The sequence below is a fragment of the Enterococcus sp. AZ188 genome, from assembly GCF_050544075.1.
Classification (GTDB): domain Bacteria; phylum Bacillota; class Bacilli; order Lactobacillales; family Enterococcaceae; genus Enterococcus_D; species Enterococcus_D entomosocium.
In genome coordinates this window covers 2,643,703-2,659,852 of the sequence record NZ_CP172943.1, presented here as the reverse complement: position 1 = coordinate 2,659,852, position 16,150 = coordinate 2,643,703, and the positions used below count along the sequence as shown (strand labels likewise).

General features: G+C 42.6%; 20 protein-coding genes. All 20 read left to right on the top strand.

Annotation, left to right across the window (positions count from 1 at the left end):
- Positions 1-141: 141 nt before the first annotated feature.
- The 20 genes from IGI86_RS12375 to IGI86_RS12280 all read left to right on the top strand — a co-directional run bounded on the left by IGI86_RS12375 (position 142) and on the right by IGI86_RS12280 (position 16,127).
- A complete protein-coding gene (locus IGI86_RS12375) occupies positions 142-1,098 on the top strand; it encodes an alpha/beta hydrolase (RefSeq protein WP_430617328.1) in 957 nt (318 codons plus the stop codon).
- A gap of 17 nt (positions 1,099-1,115) precedes the next feature.
- Entirely contained in the window at positions 1,116-1,388 is a 273-nt protein-coding gene (locus tag IGI86_RS12370) for a GNAT family N-acetyltransferase (RefSeq protein ID WP_005234370.1), read from the top strand.
- Positions 1,389-1,544: 156 nt separating this feature from the next.
- Positions 1,545-1,781: a preprotein translocase subunit SecG gene (gene secG, locus IGI86_RS12365; RefSeq protein WP_005228700.1), complete on the top strand. Its 237-nt coding sequence runs from the start codon at positions 1,545-1,547 to the stop codon at positions 1,779-1,781.
- A 123-nt stretch (positions 1,782-1,904) separates the two neighbouring features.
- Positions 1,905-2,657 carry an alpha/beta hydrolase gene (locus IGI86_RS12360; RefSeq protein WP_086332619.1) on the top strand — a complete coding sequence of 251 codons (753 nt, stop codon included), beginning with the start codon at positions 1,905-1,907 and terminating at the stop codon, positions 2,655-2,657.
- Positions 2,658-2,660: 3 nt separating this feature from the next.
- On the top strand, positions 2,661-5,021 hold the full coding sequence (rnr, locus tag IGI86_RS12355) for a ribonuclease R (RefSeq protein ID WP_429967334.1): 2,361 nt from the start codon (positions 2,661-2,663) through the stop codon (positions 5,019-5,021).
- Between the two features lie 15 nt (positions 5,022-5,036).
- Positions 5,037-5,495, top strand: a complete 459-nt coding sequence (gene smpB / locus IGI86_RS12350) for an SsrA-binding protein SmpB (protein WP_008380870.1) — start codon at positions 5,037-5,039, stop codon at positions 5,493-5,495.
- 293 nt (positions 5,496-5,788) lie between these two features.
- Complete coding sequence (gene atpB / locus IGI86_RS12345) at positions 5,789-6,508, top strand: F0F1 ATP synthase subunit A (RefSeq protein WP_008380872.1); 720 nt, start codon at positions 5,789-5,791, stop codon at positions 6,506-6,508.
- A 32-nt stretch (positions 6,509-6,540) separates the two neighbouring features.
- A complete protein-coding gene (atpE, locus tag IGI86_RS12340) occupies positions 6,541-6,753 on the top strand; it encodes an ATP synthase F0 subunit C (RefSeq protein ID WP_005228705.1) in 213 nt (70 codons plus the stop codon).
- 88 nt (positions 6,754-6,841) lie between these two features.
- Positions 6,842-7,366, top strand: a complete 525-nt coding sequence (gene atpF, locus IGI86_RS12335) for a F0F1 ATP synthase subunit B (protein ID WP_005228706.1) — start codon at positions 6,842-6,844, stop codon at positions 7,364-7,366.
- Complete coding sequence (locus IGI86_RS12330; RefSeq protein WP_005234375.1) at positions 7,353-7,895, top strand: F0F1 ATP synthase subunit delta; 543 nt, start codon at positions 7,353-7,355, stop codon at positions 7,893-7,895. The genes atpF and IGI86_RS12330 overlap by 14 nt, the downstream gene beginning before the upstream one ends.
- 23 nt (positions 7,896-7,918) lie before the next feature.
- Positions 7,919-9,475, top strand: a complete 1,557-nt coding sequence (gene atpA, locus IGI86_RS12325; RefSeq protein ID WP_008380876.1) for a F0F1 ATP synthase subunit alpha — start codon at positions 7,919-7,921, stop codon at positions 9,473-9,475.
- Between the two features lie 16 nt (positions 9,476-9,491).
- Positions 9,492-10,394: a F0F1 ATP synthase subunit gamma gene (locus IGI86_RS12320; RefSeq protein ID WP_005228710.1), complete on the top strand. Its 903-nt coding sequence runs from the start codon at positions 9,492-9,494 to the stop codon at positions 10,392-10,394.
- 26 nt (positions 10,395-10,420) lie between these two features.
- Positions 10,421-11,827, top strand: coding sequence for a F0F1 ATP synthase subunit beta (gene atpD, locus IGI86_RS12315; RefSeq protein ID WP_005234377.1), 1,407 nt, complete (start codon positions 10,421-10,423; stop codon positions 11,825-11,827).
- Between the two features lie 31 nt (positions 11,828-11,858).
- Complete coding sequence (locus IGI86_RS12310; RefSeq protein WP_005228716.1) at positions 11,859-12,281, top strand: F0F1 ATP synthase subunit epsilon; 423 nt, start codon at positions 11,859-11,861, stop codon at positions 12,279-12,281.
- Between the two features lie 158 nt (positions 12,282-12,439).
- Positions 12,440-12,673: a DUF1146 family protein gene (locus IGI86_RS12305; protein ID WP_008380880.1), complete on the top strand. Its 234-nt coding sequence runs from the start codon at positions 12,440-12,442 to the stop codon at positions 12,671-12,673.
- A gap of 90 nt (positions 12,674-12,763) precedes the next feature.
- On the top strand, positions 12,764-14,056 hold the full coding sequence (gene murA / locus IGI86_RS12300; RefSeq protein ID WP_016612592.1) for a UDP-N-acetylglucosamine 1-carboxyvinyltransferase: 1,293 nt from the start codon (positions 12,764-12,766) through the stop codon (positions 14,054-14,056).
- 20 nt (positions 14,057-14,076) lie between these two features.
- Positions 14,077-14,253 carry a DNA-directed RNA polymerase subunit beta gene (locus IGI86_RS12295; protein ID WP_005228723.1) on the top strand — a complete coding sequence of 59 codons (177 nt, stop codon included), beginning with the start codon at positions 14,077-14,079 and terminating at the stop codon, positions 14,251-14,253.
- 92 nt (positions 14,254-14,345) lie between these two features.
- Positions 14,346-14,621 carry a membrane protein insertion efficiency factor YidD gene (gene yidD, locus IGI86_RS12290; RefSeq protein ID WP_008380886.1) on the top strand — a complete coding sequence of 92 codons (276 nt, stop codon included), beginning with the start codon at positions 14,346-14,348 and terminating at the stop codon, positions 14,619-14,621.
- Between the two features lie 39 nt (positions 14,622-14,660).
- Positions 14,661-15,119, top strand: a complete 459-nt coding sequence (locus tag IGI86_RS12285) for a GNAT family N-acetyltransferase (protein ID WP_005234382.1) — start codon at positions 14,661-14,663, stop codon at positions 15,117-15,119.
- Between the two features lie 126 nt (positions 15,120-15,245).
- Positions 15,246-16,127, top strand: coding sequence for an ROK family protein (locus IGI86_RS12280; RefSeq protein ID WP_005234383.1), 882 nt, complete (start codon positions 15,246-15,248; stop codon positions 16,125-16,127).
- Positions 16,128-16,150: the final 23 nt, after the last annotated feature.

Sequence of the window (16,150 nt, the reverse complement as noted above, 5' to 3'; positions counted from 1 at the left end):
AACAAATCTTTGTACTGCTCCTTCGCTAGAAGTCAGTACAAAGATTTTTTCTTAAAAAAGTATAGGACTTATTTAAGACTTGCGACAAAACTTTGGCTGAAAACCGGTGTAAATGGTAAACTAAAATGAAGGGGGGATCCTATGGTTTGGCTATTGCTACTACTGCTTATTTTTATTTTTTTGGTGTACTATGTATATCGCACGTCTGTGATGAAAAAGGGCGTACGCTATTTTGTTTCGGCAATTATTATGCGTAACAATGAATGGTATGAAAAAGAAGGCAGAAAGAAACTGGGGATTCCATACAAAGAGCGGATCGCAAAAAGCAGTTCGGCTTTTTGGGCACAAGGTTCGGAATGTACGGTAACGACCACCGATGATCTGATCCTGAGAGCAGAAGTCTTTGATCAGTGTGCTAAAACGTGGGTGATCTGCTTGCATGGGTATCGCAGTGATGGGCAAGCAGACTGTCAAGATGCGGCCGAGAAATTCTGGGCTGCGGGTTACAATGTTTTAGTTCCTGATTTGCGTGGACATGGCCGTAGTGAAGGTAAAGAGATCGGCTTAGGGTGGCTAGATCGGATGGATCTGCTTTTGTGGATCGATAAGATTTTGGAAAAAGACCCACAAACCCAAATCTTCCTCTATGGTTTAGGGATGGGAGCGGCGACTTTACTGCTGGCCAGTGGAGAAGTCATGCCGGTGCAAGTTGCGGGTTTGATCTCAGACAGCAGTTATACGTCCGTTTATAGTGCCATTCGGGCAAGTCTACCACAATTTTCTCGGTTACCCGTCAAGCGCTTTTTGCGATTAGCCAATCGTTACAGTAAACACTTAGTCGGCTACCCCTTCCTACAAATCTCAGTGACCCGACAAGTCGGCAGCAACCATTTACCTGTGCTGTTTTTACAAGGAGAAAAGGATACGTTTCTTTCTGAAAAAGAAATCAATACTTTAATGGAAGCAACGGCTGGTCCGAAACAAAAAGTCCTTTTTCCCAATATGGGACATTTACAGGCAGTTAAAGATGCCCCAGAATATTGGCCAACCGTTTTGCAATTTATTGAGAATATCAAACAAAAAACAGACATTGTCTGATAGAAAGGGCGAAAACAATGGAAATAAAAGAAGAAAACAAGCGTTTTGCTTTATATGATGGAGAAACAGAAATTGGTGAGATCACATGGCAAGAAACACCAGATGATGTACTTGAAGTTGATCACACCTTCGTCAACCCTGATTATCGTGGACAGCAATTGGCGCAAAAATTGCTCAAAGCAGTTGTTGAAAAAGCACGACGGGAAGAGAAAAAAATTATGCCTGTCTGCTCCTTTGCGGTCAAAGAGTTCAAAGAAAAACCAGAATATGATGACGTACTCGTTCGCTGATTTGAACGAAAGCGATCTATGAGAAAAAGGCTGTCAGAAAGGACAGTCTTTTTTTTAAACCGTCACGCAACGAGCAATGACAAAAAGGGAGTAGTAATTTCTAGCGGAAAATGCTAAAATAGAAAGGACGACTTTAGCAAGCAAGGAGGAGCTAACGTGTATAATATCTTATTAACTGCTGTAATTGTTATTTCGATTTTAATGGTCATTACGATCATGATGCAGCCTAGCAAGCAAAATAGTGCAGCTAGTGCCTTTACTGGCGGTGCGGATCAATTGTTTGGTAAGCAAAAAGCCCGTGGATTTGAAGCAGTGATGCAGCGCTCAACGGCCATTTTAGGGTTTGTTTGGATGGTCTTGCTCTTTATTTTGGCTTTTCTTTCATCAAACTGATTATTTTGCTAGCGAACCTCTCGTAAAGAGAGGTTTTTTTCTTTTTAAGGGGAAGATTTTGATCGCATTTGTCGAAGTATTCTTCTTAACTATGGTAGAATTGGACGTGAGGTGAAAGGAAACATGAAAACATTTAATCAACCAAAACCGGTTTTTGCTGAACACGGCAAGCGAGCAGTCATTTTGTTCCATGCCTATTCAGGTAGTCCTAACGATGTGCGTATGCTTTGTCGTTCGTTAGAACAAAAAGACTACACGGTTTATACGCCGATGTTTACTGGACATGGTACGCCCAATCCAGATGATATCTTAAATCAAGGGATGGCTGTTTGGCAGCAGGATGCTGCAGATGCAGTTACTTATGTAAGAGAAAAAGGCTATGAAGAAGTTGCCGTTCTTGGACTTTCGATGGGCGGGATTTTAGCGATGGATCGTTTGACACAAGATTCAACATTGATGGGGGGCGGACTGTTTTGTTCGCCATTATTTGAAACCAAGAATGAAGTGCCAGTCAATTTTGAAAAGTATGCTGAAATGGTCATACCCTATGCTGATTTAGACGAGGCGACCCAAAAAGAAATATTGGCAGAAGTCCCTCGTAAGGTCAGAGAGCAACTGCAAGGAATCGAAACAGTCGGACAAACCACAGCTGGGCATTTAGGGAAAATCGAGCGCCCAGTCTTTCTAGCACAAGCAGGAAAGGATCAAATGATCGATCCACAGACGGTTTTCAAAACAGCAGGGGCACTGTCCCATGTTCCCTATACGCTTCAATGGTATCCCGAAAGCGGTCATGTGGTGACCGTTGGACCAGAACGGAAAAAATTAGAGCAGGATGTGTTTGCTTTCTTAGAAACACTTGCTTGGAAAGAGTGAGTTATGACAGAAACGATTAAAACAAAAATCATTCAGTTTCTCGAAGAAAGCCGCAAAAAAAGTTTTTCAATGGAAGAAATTGCTGAAGGTCTAGGACTTCAAAAAAGTACAGACTTTAAGAATCTTGTCCAGACAGTAGCGGCGATGGAACGAGAAGGCAGTGTGATTTTTAACAAAAAAGGCAAAGTGAAATTACCCATGAAACGAGTGTTTGTGGAAGGAACCTTCCGTGCCAACGAGCGGGGCTTCGGCTTTGTCACTTTGGATGAAGAAGAAGACGATATTTATATCCCTAAAGAAGCAACAGGCTATGCCATGGACGGCGATACCGTTGCTGTGGACATCGTGCACGTTGCGGATCCTTTCTCAGATCGTGGTGCAGAGGGGAAAGTCGTTGAGATCAAACAACGGGCCATCAGTCAGTTGGTCGGCGAGTTTACATTATTTGATGAAAAAGAGATCGAAGAGTCGGATCTATATGGCGTTGTTCAGCCTAAAGATAAAAAACTAAGTGAATTAAAGGTGTTTATTGGTGCTCAAGGGATTCGACCTGTAGATGGGAGCATTGTGATCGTTGAAATCAGCCATTACCCAGAAAAAGGTTACTCGAAAAGCTTAGAGGGGTTGATCACGAAAGTTGTAGGACATAAAAACGATCCTGGAATGGATATATTATCGATCGTCGTGGCGAACGGGATTCCAACAAAATTCGAGGAAGAAACCTTAGCAGCGGCAGATGCAGTACCAGATACGATCGATCCTGCCGACTTTCCGGAACGGCGGGATTTGCGAGATCAACAGATTGTAACAATCGATGGAGCGGATGCCAAAGATTTGGATGATGCGGTGACCGTAAAAGCATTGCCTGACGGTAGCTTCTATTTGGGCGTGCATATCGCCGATGTTTCTTATTATGTGACCGAAAACAGCGCATTGGATAAAGAAGCGTTTGATCGGGGAACGAGTGTCTATCTTACGGATCGTGTGATTCCGATGATCCCACAGCGTTTATCAAACGGGATCTGTTCGTTGAATCCGAATGTCCCAAGGTTGACTATGAGCTGTGAAATGTGGATCAACCAAGAGGGGATCGTCACAGATTACAATATTTTCCAAAGTATTATTCAAACAAGTGCCCGTATGACGTATCAAGCAGTCAATCAAATCATTGAAGACAATGATCCAGAAACCACCAAAGAATATGCGGAATTAGTACCGATGTTCCAAGATATGGCCGCCTTGCATCACGTGTTAGAAGCGATGCGCATCAAACGTGGGGCAGTTTCTTTTGAAGACCGAGAAGCAAAAGTCTTGGTCGATGGAGAAGGACACCCGCAAGAAATCGTTCTACGAGCACGGGGCGTCGGCGAACGATTGATCGAATCATTCATGTTGGCAGCCAATGAAACCGTGGCGCGTCATTTCAATCAGAAGCATTTACCATTTATTTACCGGATCCATGAGGAACCAAAAGAAGAGAAAATGCGCCGCTTCTTTGATTTTGCATCTGCTTTAGGGATCGTAGTCAAGCAGACCAATGGCTCGATCTCACCAAAACAATTGCAAAAAGTTGTTGAAGATGTCGCAGATAAGCCAGAGGCAATGGTTGTCAATACGATGCTACTAAGAAGTATGCAACAAGCGAAGTATTCTGAAGAAAACGTCGGTCACTATGGTTTGGCAGCGGAAGATTATACCCACTTCACGTCACCGATCCGTCGTTATCCCGACTTGATCGTACATCGTTTGATTCGATCTTACAGTGAAGATGTCTCAGAAGCCAACCAAAACAAATGGGCTGAAATCTTGCCGGACATCGCGCTGCACAGCTCCCAAATGGAACGACGAGCAGTCGATGCAGAAAGAGAAGTCGATGCGCTTAAAAAAGCTGAGTATATGGCCGATAAAGTAGGAGAAGAGTTTGACGGTATCATCAGTTCCGTCGTTAAGTTTGGCTTGTTTATTGAACTGCCTAACACGATTGAAGGGTTGATCCATATCAATAATCTGAAGCAAGATTACTTCCATTATTTGGAAAACCATCTGGCACTTGTGGGTGAACGGACAGGCCTGACCTTTAAAATTGGTCAGAAAGTTCGCATCAAAGTCGTAAAGGCTGATCCAGAAACAAGAGAGATCGATTTCGAACTGGTAGCAGCAGAAGAAGTTGAAAAACTGCAAGCACCAAAAGCCAACAAACGTAACAACAATCAAAAAAATGAAGCTAGCCGCCGTGGAAAAAAACAACGAAACCCTGAGAAAAACCAAGGGAAACGCTTTGAGCAATCAGGCAAAGGCAAGCCGAAAAAAGCTGGCAAAGTGAAAAAGAAAAAACCTTTTTACAAAGGAATCAAGAAAAAATAATTGGAGGGATGGCCCGTGCCTAAAGGAGAAGGGAAATTAATCGCCCAAAACAAAAAGGCCCGCCATGATTACACGATCCTCGATACGATCGAAGCGGGGATCGTCTTACAGGGAACAGAGATCAAAGCGATCCGTAACAGCCGGATCAATTTGAAAGACGGCTTTGTACGCATTCGTAACGGTGAGGCATTCTTAGTCAATGTGCATATCAGTCCTTACGAGCAAGGAAACATTTTTAATCACGATCCATTGCGGACGAGAAAACTGTTGCTACACAAAAAGCAGATCGCTCGTCTGATTGGCGAAACAAAAAATACCGGTATGACGATTGTGCCATTAAAGGTGTATATCAAGGATGGTTATGCCAAAGTTTTGATTGGTTTAGCGAAAGGAAAACGCGAATATGACAAGCGGGAATCCTTGAAACGCAAAGATCAAGAAAGACAAATTGACCGAGTTCTTAGAAATTTCTAATTTTCTAAGAACTTCTTTTAGAATCCGATAGAGGTTATTGCTTTGAAAATCACGCTAAATTTGGTAGCATTTAAGGGAAAGCTGTTGATATAACAGGCTTTTTCTTCCACATAGCGACACGAGAATTTTTCAATTAATTTAGGATTTTTGGCATTGTGAGTTTTTTGTCTAATTTTCTTGAAAATGCTTTGAAATTTTCCATTCGTGGTGGTATGATACCGATTGTTATGAGAGGAAACGCATTGTAACACCAGATTTTTTTCTGGAGATGACAGGAAAAGAGGTGAGAAAGATTGGAAGATAAATCGCTTATGTTTCATATCGGTCCTATATGGTTTGATGGAACTGTAGCTATGATGACAATCATTTCTTGTATTATTGTTTTTTTGGTGGTCTTTATTTGTACACGTAACCTGCAAATGAAACCGAAAGGGAAGCAGAACTTCATTGAATGGGTCATTGACTTTGTTCGTGGCATCGTGGCGGACAATCTACCAGGATCTCAAGTGAACAACTTTCATTTGCTCGGTGTAACAATGTTTCTTTTTGTGTTTGTGGCAAATGAGATCGGCTTAGTCACAAAAATCGTGACGACAGATGACATTACCTTATGGAAAAGTCCGACAGCAGACCCGTTTGTTACATTGACACTTGCACTTATGGTTATTTCCTTGACACATTTCTTTGGGATCAAGTCGTTGGGCTTCAAAAATTACTTGATCAATTCGTATCTGAAACCGGTGGGCTTTTTATTGCCGCTAAAAATCATCGAAGAATTTACGAATGTCATCACGTTAGGCTTGCGTTTATATGGAAATATATTCGCTGGTGAAGTGTTATTAGGATTGATTGCCAACATGTTTATTAGTCTTGGTTGGTGGTCATTGCCGATCGTGATGCCGCTAGAAATGATCTGGATTGGCTTCTCGCTCTTTATTGGAGCGATCCAAGCTTATGTATTTGTTACATTGACCATGGTATTTATGAGCCACAAAATCGTGGCAGAACATTAATCGAATCGACATACAATTAGGAGGAAAAAAGAATGAACTTTATTGGAGCAGGATTAGCAATTATCGGAGCAGCAATTGGTGCAGGGTATGGTAACGGACAAGTAATCGCAAAAACAATCGAATCAATGGCACGCCAACCTGAAATGTCAGGTCAACTACGTTCAACAATGTTTATCGGGGTAGCGTTAGTCGAAGCTGTACCTATTCTAGGGGTAGTTATCGCGCTGTTATTAGTCTTCCGATAAGACGAGCACGAAAAGGCAGAAACGAACAATTGCACTCGTTTTTGCTTTTTTCTAATGAAACAATGACTTTCAGAAAGGAAGAATCGTTATGCTAAATCAGTTGGTTATAGCGGAAGTTCAAAATCCAATGCTTGGCAATATTATCGTTGTCAGCGGGTCAATTCTTCTTTTGCTATTCTTATTGAAACATTTTGCATGGGATGCCATCAGCAGCATGATGCAAAAACGGGAAGATAAAATCGCCAATGATTTGGATTCAGCGGAACAATCACGCTTGAATGCAGCAAAATTAGAAAAAGAACGCCAAGAAAAATTGGCACGTTCTCATTCTGAAGCTGCGGAGATCATCAAGAGCGCCAAAGATAGCGGGGAATTGAGTCGGCAAAATATTTTGAGCGAGACCAAAGAAGAAGTGGCTCGTTTGAAAGAAAAAGCAAACTCAGATATCACCCTTGAAAAAGAAACTGCGTTAAAAGAAGTGAAAGATGATGTTGCAGAACTTTCGCTTCAAATCGCAGAAAAAATCTTAGGCCGCGAATTGACTCCCGAAAATCATGAATCCCTAATCAATCAATATATCGAAGGATTGGGTTCAGTTAATGAAACTCGATAAATTCACAGTGGGAAAACGTTATGGAAAAGCGTTGTTCGAATTGGCGATGGAAGAACAGCGCTTGACAGAAGTTTACCAAGAATTATTGACCTTGCGTCAGATTTATCAGGAAATTCCAACATTCGGCCAAATCGTGACCGATAACCGTTTGGATCTTCATGAGAAAAGACAATTAGTCGATCAATTGCTGAAGGGCTTTGAAGGTTTAGTCAGAAATTTCTTGGAGATCGTTTACGAATATGATCGCATGGATGATTTATTGCTGATCATTGATGAATACGAACGTCGTTACGATGAATATCAAGGTCTTGTTCTCGGAACGATCACAACGGCTGTTGCTTTGTCAGCAGAACAAAAAAGCAAAATCGAAAAGCAAATCGCCGATAAGCTTGGGTACAAGCAGGCACAATTGAAAGAAACGATCGATCCAACGATTTTAGGCGGTGTCATCGTTGAAGCAAATCATCAAGTGATCGACGGTAGTATTAAGAGCCAACTGGATTATCTGCGACAAAAAATCGGCAGATAAACAAGAGATAAGAGGTGAATCGGATGGCCATCAAAGCAGAAGAAATTAGTGCCTTGATCAAAGAGCAAATTAAAAATTATCAGAACGAACTTTCTGTAGAAGAAATCGGTACTGTCACATATGTTGGGGACGGGATCGCCCGCGCCCACGGTTTAGAAAATGCCATGAGTGGAGAACTGCTTGAGTTTTCAAACGGTTCTTATGGGATGGCACAAAACTTAGAGTCAAACGATGTCGGAATCATCATCCTAGGTGATTTTGAAACCATTCGTGAAGGGGACAAAGTAAAAAGAACTGGTAAAATCATGGAAGTTCCTGTCGGCGATGCATTAATTGGCCGGGTAGTAAATCCATTAGGGCAACCAATCGATGGTTTAGGTCCGATCGAAACAGATAAATCACGCCCAGTCGAAGCAGCTGCACCAGGTGTTATGCAACGGAAATCCGTTTCGGAACCAATGCAAACAGGGTTGAAAGCTATTGATGCTTTAGTACCAATCGGTCGTGGCCAACGGGAATTAGTCATCGGTGACCGGAAAACCGGAAAAACAACGATCGCTATTGATGCGATCATCAACCAAAAAGGGCAAGACATGATCTGTATTTATGTCGCAATTGGCCAAAAAGATTCAACTGTTCGTGCACAAGTGGAAACATTGCGTCGTTACGGTGCGCTTGATTACACGATCGTGGTCTCAGCAGGTGCTTCACAACCAGCACCACTGCTTTATATCGCACCTTATGCGGGGGCTGCGATGGGGGAAGAATTCATGTATAACGGCAAACATGTTTTGATCGTCTTTGATGACTTATCAAAACAAGCGGTCGCTTATCGTGAACTTTCTCTACTTCTACGTCGTCCGCCAGGTCGTGAAGCATACCCAGGGGATGTCTTCTACTTGCATTCTCGTTTATTGGAACGTGCAGCGAAATTAAGTGATGAACTAGGTGGTGGATCGATGACGGCATTGCCGTTTGTTGAAACACAAGCAGGGGATATTTCAGCCTATATCCCAACCAACGTGATTTCTATCACAGATGGACAAATTTTCTTAGAAAACGACCTTTTCTATTCTGGTGTTCGTCCTGCCGTAGCGGCTGGATTATCCGTTTCACGGGTTGGGGGGTCTGCGCAGATCAAAGCAATGAAAAAAGTTGCCGGTACCTTGCGTTTGGACTTGGCTAGCTATCGCGAACTAGAGGCCTTTACGCAGTTTGGGTCTGATCTAGATGCTGCAACACAAGCCAAATTAAACCGCGGTCGTCGAACCGTTGAAATCTTGAAGCAAAAACTGCATGAACCACTGGCAGTAGAAAAACAAGTCGTGATTCTTTATGCCTTGACGCATGGATTCATTGATAGTGTACCAGTCAATAAACTATTGGACTTTGAAGCAGAATTATTTGAATATATCGAAGCAAATGCAGCGACGATTTTTGAAACCATTCGGACAACGAAAGACTTGCCAGAAGAAAGCTTGTTAGATGACACCATTAAAGCATTCAAAGATATTTTCATGGCATCCAACGGTTCTCGGGTGACACCCCAAGATAAAATATCGACAATGCAAAACGCATAAAAAGAGGTGAGAGAAAATGGCTGCTTCATTAAATGAAATCAAGCAACGAATTGCCTCAACAAAAAAAACCAGCCAAATCACAAAGGCCATGCAAATGGTTTCAGCTGCAAAATTAACAAAATCTGAAGCTCATTCGAAACAGTTTCAAGTGTATGCCAACAAAGTACGTGAAATCGTTACGCATTTAACTGCGCAGCAGCTTTCCGATCTTGCAGGTTCTGGTCCTAAAGATGGTGTGAACTATAACAGTATGTTGGTTAGTCGTCCGGTCAAACGCACAGGCTACATCGTCATCACTTCTGATGGCGGTCTAGTGGGCGGCTACAATAGTTCCATCTTGAAGCAAATGATGACCATGCTGGATGAAGACCATGCAAAAGAAGAAGAGTATGTCATGATTGCCATTGGTGCAACTGGCGCTGACTTTTTCAAAGCACGGGGCATCAATTTGGCGTACGAGCTAAGAAACCTTTCGGATCAACCAAGCTTTGACGAGGTGCGTAAAATCGTAACATTGGCGACAACGATGTACCAAAACGAAGTCTTCGATGAATTATATGTGTGTTATAACCATCACATCAACTCATTGACTAGCCAATTTCGTGTGGAGAAAATGTTGCCGATTTCCGATCTAGATCCTGAAGAAGCCGAAAGTTATGAACAAGAATACTTGTTTGAACCTTCCAGAGAAGCAATTTTGAATCAATTACTGCCTCAATACGCTGAAAGCTTGATTTATGGTGCGATTGTTGACGCAAAAACAGCCGAGCATGCTGCCGGAATGACAGCGATGAAAACAGCAACAGATAATGCCAAAAATATTATTGGGGACTTGACGATCTCTTATAACCGAGCGCGCCAAGGAGCGATCACCCAAGAAATTACTGAAATTGTGGCGGGGGCATCCGCGTTAGAATAGTTTCAAGAACGAATGGAGGAATACGAATGAGTTCAGGCAAGATTGTTCAAGTCATTGGTCCCGTTGTTGACGTGGAATTCTCTCTAGACCAATCATTACCAGATATCAACAATGCGTTGATTGTTTACAAAAAAGATGAGCAGAAAACAAAAGTTGTGTTAGAAGCTGCCTTAGAACTTGGCGACGGCGTTATCCGTACGATTGCCATGGAATCAACAGATGGCTTACAACGAGGAATGGAAGTAATCGATACAGGCGCCTCCATTTCTGTTCCAGTTGGGACAGAAACCTTAGGACGGGTGTTTAATGTCTTAGGGGACACCATCGATTTAGAAGCACCGTTTCCTGAAGAAGCACCCCGCAGTGGGATCCACAAAAAAGCTCCTGACTTTGATGAATTGTCAACAAGTACCGAGATCCTTGAGACTGGGATCAAAGTTATCGACTTATTAGCCCCTTATTTAAAAGGGGGGAAAGTTGGTCTTTTCGGTGGTGCCGGTGTTGGTAAAACTGTCTTGATCCAAGAACTGATCCACAACATTGCCCAAGAGCATGGGGGGATCTCTGTCTTCACAGGTGTTGGTGAACGGACACGTGAAGGAAACGACCTTTATAATGAAATGAAAGAATCTGGCGTTATCGAAAAAACAGCCATGGTGTTTGGACAAATGAACGAACCACCAGGTGCCCGGATGCGGGTTGCCTTGACTGGGTTGACCTTAGCGGAGTACTTCCGCGATGTAGAAGGACAAGACGTGCTCTTGTTTATCGATAATATCTTCCGATTTACTCAAGCTGGTTCTGAAGTATCTGCCTTACTAGGTCGGATGCCTTCTGCCGTTGGATATCAACCGACACTAGCAACCGAAATGGGACAATTGCAAGAACGGATCACTTCAACAAAAAAAGGATCGGTTACTTCTATTCAAGCAATCTATGTTCCTGCCGATGACTACACGGACCCGGCACCAGCGACTGCTTTTGCCCATTTGGATGCAACAACCAACTTGGAACGTAAATTGACTGAACAAGGGATCTATCCAGCTGTTGATCCGCTAGCTTCTTCTTCTAGTGCGTTAGCACCTGAAATCGTTGGTGAAAAACACTATGAAGTAGCGACTGAAGTGCAGCATGCGTTGCAACGTTATCGCGAACTACAAGACATCATCGCTATCTTAGGGATGGATGAGTTGTCTGATGAAGAAAAAACGTTAGTGGCTCGTGCGCGTCGGATCCAATTCTTCTTGTCGCAAAACTTCCACGTAGCGGAACAGTTTACTGGACAACCTGGTTCTTATGTACCAGTTGAAGAAACGATCAAAGGCTTTGCTGAGATTCTTGAAGGAAAATATGATGATCTTCCAGAAGAAGCCTTCCGTAGTGTAGGACGAATTGAAGACGTCATTGAAAAAGCGAAAAAAATTGGCTATTAATTAACCAGCCTTGAAGAAAGAGGGGAACCTCATGGATCAATTTTTAACAGTCAATGTGGTGACACCTGCTGGTTTGGTTTACGATCATCACGCGAAAATCGTGGTTGCACGTACGACAGATGGTGAGATCGGTATTTTGCCGCATCATGCCCCAATCATCGTTCCTTTGACGATTGATGAAGTCCGGGTCAAACGGATCGATTCAGATACTCACGTCGACTGGGTCGCCGTCAATGGCGGTATCCTTGAAGTGCGGGACAATGTTGTCTCCATCGTAGCCGATAGTGCGGAACGTGATCGTGATATCGACGTTTCACGGGCAGAAAGAGCAAAACAACGTGCAGAACGTCAAATCGAAGAGGCCAAACAAGTCGAAGATATCGACCAGCTTCGTCGCGCAACGGTTGCTTTGCACCGCGCCATTAATCGAATCAACGTGTCAAAACATTCCTAAAAAAACAAGGGCATCTTGCCTTTGTTTTTTTTTATTCGAGAAAACGTTTTAAAAACTTTTTAAAGTCTTTTCATGAAGGTTTCAAGAAAGATTATTTTTTATCTTGACATCTTTGTGGTATGATAGGAATGTTCAATTATGAAAAAGGAGCAGGAAGTATGCAAGTGTATGGAATTGATGCAATCATTCGAATCGTGAGTCATTTAGCGTTCATCTATTTAGCATTTTGGGCATTGCAATCTGTGCGGATCGATGCTTTTTTTAAAGCCTTACGAACGACTCAGATACGAATGGTCATGGTGTTTCTTGCGATTGCATTAGGCTACACCGCCAGTACTTTTTTCCTTGAGTTGATTGCGTTATGTCGTAATTTATTTTTAACAGGTTTTTAAGAATTTCATTAATATATGCAAAAACACCGAATATTATGCTATAATTGGCAAGATTTGTGTGAGTCACTGCATTATTTGGAGGGAACATAAATGGAAGAGATGATCGTTCAAGGTGGTAATCGATTAACTGGAACAGTGAAGATCGAAGGGGCAAAAAATGCTGTTCTACCTATCTTAGCGGCAAGCTTATTAGCGGAAGAAGGAACAACGACATTAACAAATGTACCGATCCTTTCCGATGTATTAACAATGAAAGAAGTGATTCGGCATTTAAATGTCGCAATCGATTTTGAAGAAGAAAACAATACGATGACGATCGATGCATCACAAGAGTTAGCGATCGAAGCACCTTATGAGTATGTAAGCCAAATGCGCGCTTCAATCGTAGTCATGGGGCCTTTGTTAGCCCGTAATGGTCATGCCAAAGTGGCAATGCCTGGCGGCTGTGCAATCGGCAAACGACCAATTGATTTGCATTTGAAGGGATTTCAAGCACTAGGCGCTCAAATCATCCAAAAAGATGGATACATAGAAGCGATCGCCAATGAGTTAAAAGGCAATAGCATTTACTTGGATTTCCCAAGTGTCGGCGCAACGCAAAATATCATGATGGCTGCGGTAAAAGCTAAAGGTATCACCATCATTGAAAACGTCGCTCGTGAACCTGAAATCGTCGATTTAGCAAACATTTTAAACAAAATGGGTGCCAAAGTCTTTGGTGCAGGAACCGAAACGATGCGTATCGAAGGGGTCGATCACCTTCATGCGGTGGAACATTCGATCGTCCAAGACCGTATCGAAGCAGGAACCTTTATGGTTGCAGCAGCGATGACCCAAGGAGACGTCATTATTAAAGATGCGATCTCAGAACACAATCGTCCATTGATCTCAAAATTGATCGAAATGGGCGCAGAAGTGACTGAAGTAGCTGAAGGGATTCGTGTCGTTGGACCTGAACAATTGAAGGCAACAGATGTGAAAACAATGCCTCATCCAGGTTTTCCTACGGACATGCAAGCGCAAATGTCTGCTATTCAACTTTTAGCAGCTGGAACGAGTGTTGTGAACGAAACTGTATTTGAGAACCGTTTCCAACATTTAGAAGAAATGCGTCGGATGAATGCTCATGTCAAAATAGACGGCAACGTAGCAGTGATCGAAGGCGGCCATGAATTGCAAGGTGCGCTGGTCTATGCAACGGATTTACGTGCAGCAGCAGCGTTAATTTTATTAGGTCTACGTTCAACTGGTCGGACACGTGTCCGCAATCTAAAATATTTGGATCGTGGCTATTACAAATTCCATGAAAAATTGCAGCAATTAGGTGCTTCTGTGGAACGAGTTTCTGAAGCAGTTGAAGAAACCGTACCAGTAAACGCATAGTAGGAGTAGGAGAGAATAAAGTGAAGTTGAACCGTTACATTCTAACTAGCTTGATAAAAATTCTAATCGTCATATTATTAGCTATTTTATTGTTCTTAGCCGGAACGATGATTGGCTATGGGGTGATTGGCGACGGTAGTCCTTTTAAAGTCTTCTCTCCAAGTCTTTGGAATCATATCTTTGAGTTTATGAAGTAACCCCAAACTAGGACTTATGCCTCGTGCTGAGTCCTAGTTTTTTCTATCTATCTTCACTGAATCGTGATCATAAAAAGAAAGGTTGGCAAGAAATGAGTAAACTTTTGATTGGCTTTGTTCGTTTCTATCAACGTTTTATTTCCCCATTATTTCCTCCTAGCTGTCGTTATTATCCGACTTGCTCAGGATACATGATCCAAGCGATCCAAGTCCATGGCGCAGCCAAAGGAGGTTTGATGGGGGTAGCTCGTATCTTACGCTGCCATCCCTTTGTAAAAGGCGGTATAGATTACGTACCCCAGACGTTTACTTTAAAACGAAATACGCAAGACAAAGTCAAACCAACGTACCGTTATCGGAAAAGTTAAAAGGAATCAACAAAAATGTAAAAAAGGAGCCAAAAAGCCATGATTCGTCCAATCGACTCTAATGAAGCGTATCCTTGGGCGTTGCTGCTGGATGCAGATCCTGAAAAAGCAGTCGTAGAAAGCTATCTATATAATAGCCAAACACTTGTTTATGAAGAAGCTGGAGAAATGATTGGTGTGCTAGTTTATCAAAATCAAGGCAACAATTGGGAGATTATGAATGTGGCCGTTTCTCCAGAAAAGCAAGGAATGGGCATTGGTCGTCAATTGCTGCAAGCTGCCGAAGAAGCGATCCTCAGTCAACACCTTGGGGCAAAACGGCCGATTGTAGTGATCAAAACTGGTAGTCTGCCCTCTGCAGCCCTGACTTTGTACCAAACGCAAGGCTATGTTGAAAAAGACCGGATGGAAAATTATTTCACCACTCACTATGCTGAACCGATTTTCGAAAATGGGCAGCAGTTGATCGATCAAGTTATTTTGGAAAAGCAGCTCTAATCCCATAGAGACAGTCTATGGCGATTTTAGGCTGTTTTTTTTATTGTTCTCGGAAATCGCTTTCTTCAAGCAGGGACTTACGGTAAAATAGATAGTATCAGAATAATAAAGGATTGAGGGAAAAAAATGGCGATTTTAGTCTTTGATATGGGTGGTTCAGCAGTAAAATATGGCGTCTGGGCACAGGATTCTTTGGTGAGTAAAGGCAAATTTACTACACCAAGCACGTGGCAAGAAATGAAAGCCCAGTTGCAGCAAGTAAGAGCAAGCGTAAACGAAGAGATCGAAGGGGTCGGGATCAGTGCTCCAGGTGCAGTCAATGCCCAAGAACGTCGAATCGACGGTATCAGTGCGATTCCTTATATCCATGGGTTTGACATCTACTCTGAACTCGAAGGAGTGTTTGGGGTACCAGTAACCATCGAAAATGATGCTAATTGCGCTGGGATGGCTGAATTCTATCAAGGAGCGGGCAAAGAGTATCAGCAAGCAGCTTTCGTTGTGATCGGAACAGGCGTTGGCGGTACCCTGTTTCAAAATGGTGAGCTAGTCCGTGGGGCACATTTATACGGCGGTGAATTTGGGTTGATGATTTTAGATCAAGGCAAAACATTTTCGCAACTAGGGACAGCGGTTCAGATGGCTTGGCGTTATTGTGATCGAATTGGTGTAGATCGAACCACAATTACCGGCGAAGAGGTCTTTCAACGTGCAGAAGATGGGGATGCCATTGCGATCGAGGAAGTCAATAAATTTTACCGCTATTTAGCGCAAGGACTATTCAGTATTCAATTTGCTTTTGATCCTGAAGTGATCATTATCGGTGGCGGTGTCAGTGCCAAAAATGGCTTGTTAGAAGAAGTGAATCAACGGTTGAAAAAAATGTTGGCAGATCAAGCTTTAAATGATTTTGTCCCACTGATCAAGCTATGTGACTATCGCAACGATGCCAATCTAGTTGGGGCGGCAGCCAATTTTCAAGCATTGTATCCACGAAATAGCCGCTAACATCTTGATGTAATGTTTTCAAA

What these genes read in the sequence shown, in the direction of transcription:
- IGI86_RS12375 (WP_430617328.1), top strand. Translation starts at nt 142, where the DNA reads ATGGTTTGGCTATTGCTACTACTGCTTATTTTTATTTTTTTGGTGTAC.
- IGI86_RS12370 (WP_005234370.1), top strand. Translation starts at nt 1,116, where the DNA reads ATGGAAATAAAAGAAGAAAACAAGCGTTTTGCTTTATATGATGGAGAA.
- IGI86_RS12360 (WP_086332619.1), top strand. Translation starts at nt 1,905, where the DNA reads ATGAAAACATTTAATCAACCAAAACCGGTTTTTGCTGAACACGGCAAG.
- rnr (WP_429967334.1), top strand. Translation starts at nt 2,661, where the DNA reads ATGACAGAAACGATTAAAACAAAAATCATTCAGTTTCTCGAAGAAAGC.
- atpE (WP_005228705.1), top strand. Translation starts at nt 6,541, where the DNA reads ATGAACTTTATTGGAGCAGGATTAGCAATTATCGGAGCAGCAATTGGT.
- atpF (WP_005228706.1), top strand. Translation starts at nt 6,842, where the DNA reads ATGCTAAATCAGTTGGTTATAGCGGAAGTTCAAAATCCAATGCTTGGC.
- IGI86_RS12330 (WP_005234375.1), top strand. Translation starts at nt 7,353, where the DNA reads ATGAAACTCGATAAATTCACAGTGGGAAAACGTTATGGAAAAGCGTTG.
- atpA (WP_008380876.1), top strand. Translation starts at nt 7,919, where the DNA reads ATGGCCATCAAAGCAGAAGAAATTAGTGCCTTGATCAAAGAGCAAATT.
- IGI86_RS12320 (WP_005228710.1), top strand. Translation starts at nt 9,492, where the DNA reads ATGGCTGCTTCATTAAATGAAATCAAGCAACGAATTGCCTCAACAAAA.
- atpD (WP_005234377.1), top strand. Translation starts at nt 10,421, where the DNA reads ATGAGTTCAGGCAAGATTGTTCAAGTCATTGGTCCCGTTGTTGACGTG.
- IGI86_RS12310 (WP_005228716.1), top strand. Translation starts at nt 11,859, where the DNA reads ATGGATCAATTTTTAACAGTCAATGTGGTGACACCTGCTGGTTTGGTT.
- IGI86_RS12305 (WP_008380880.1), top strand. Translation starts at nt 12,440, where the DNA reads ATGCAAGTGTATGGAATTGATGCAATCATTCGAATCGTGAGTCATTTA.
- murA (WP_016612592.1), top strand. Translation starts at nt 12,764, where the DNA reads ATGGAAGAGATGATCGTTCAAGGTGGTAATCGATTAACTGGAACAGTG.
- yidD (WP_008380886.1), top strand. Translation starts at nt 14,346, where the DNA reads ATGAGTAAACTTTTGATTGGCTTTGTTCGTTTCTATCAACGTTTTATT.
- IGI86_RS12285 (WP_005234382.1), top strand. Translation starts at nt 14,661, where the DNA reads ATGATTCGTCCAATCGACTCTAATGAAGCGTATCCTTGGGCGTTGCTG.
- IGI86_RS12280 (WP_005234383.1), top strand. Translation starts at nt 15,246, where the DNA reads ATGGCGATTTTAGTCTTTGATATGGGTGGTTCAGCAGTAAAATATGGC.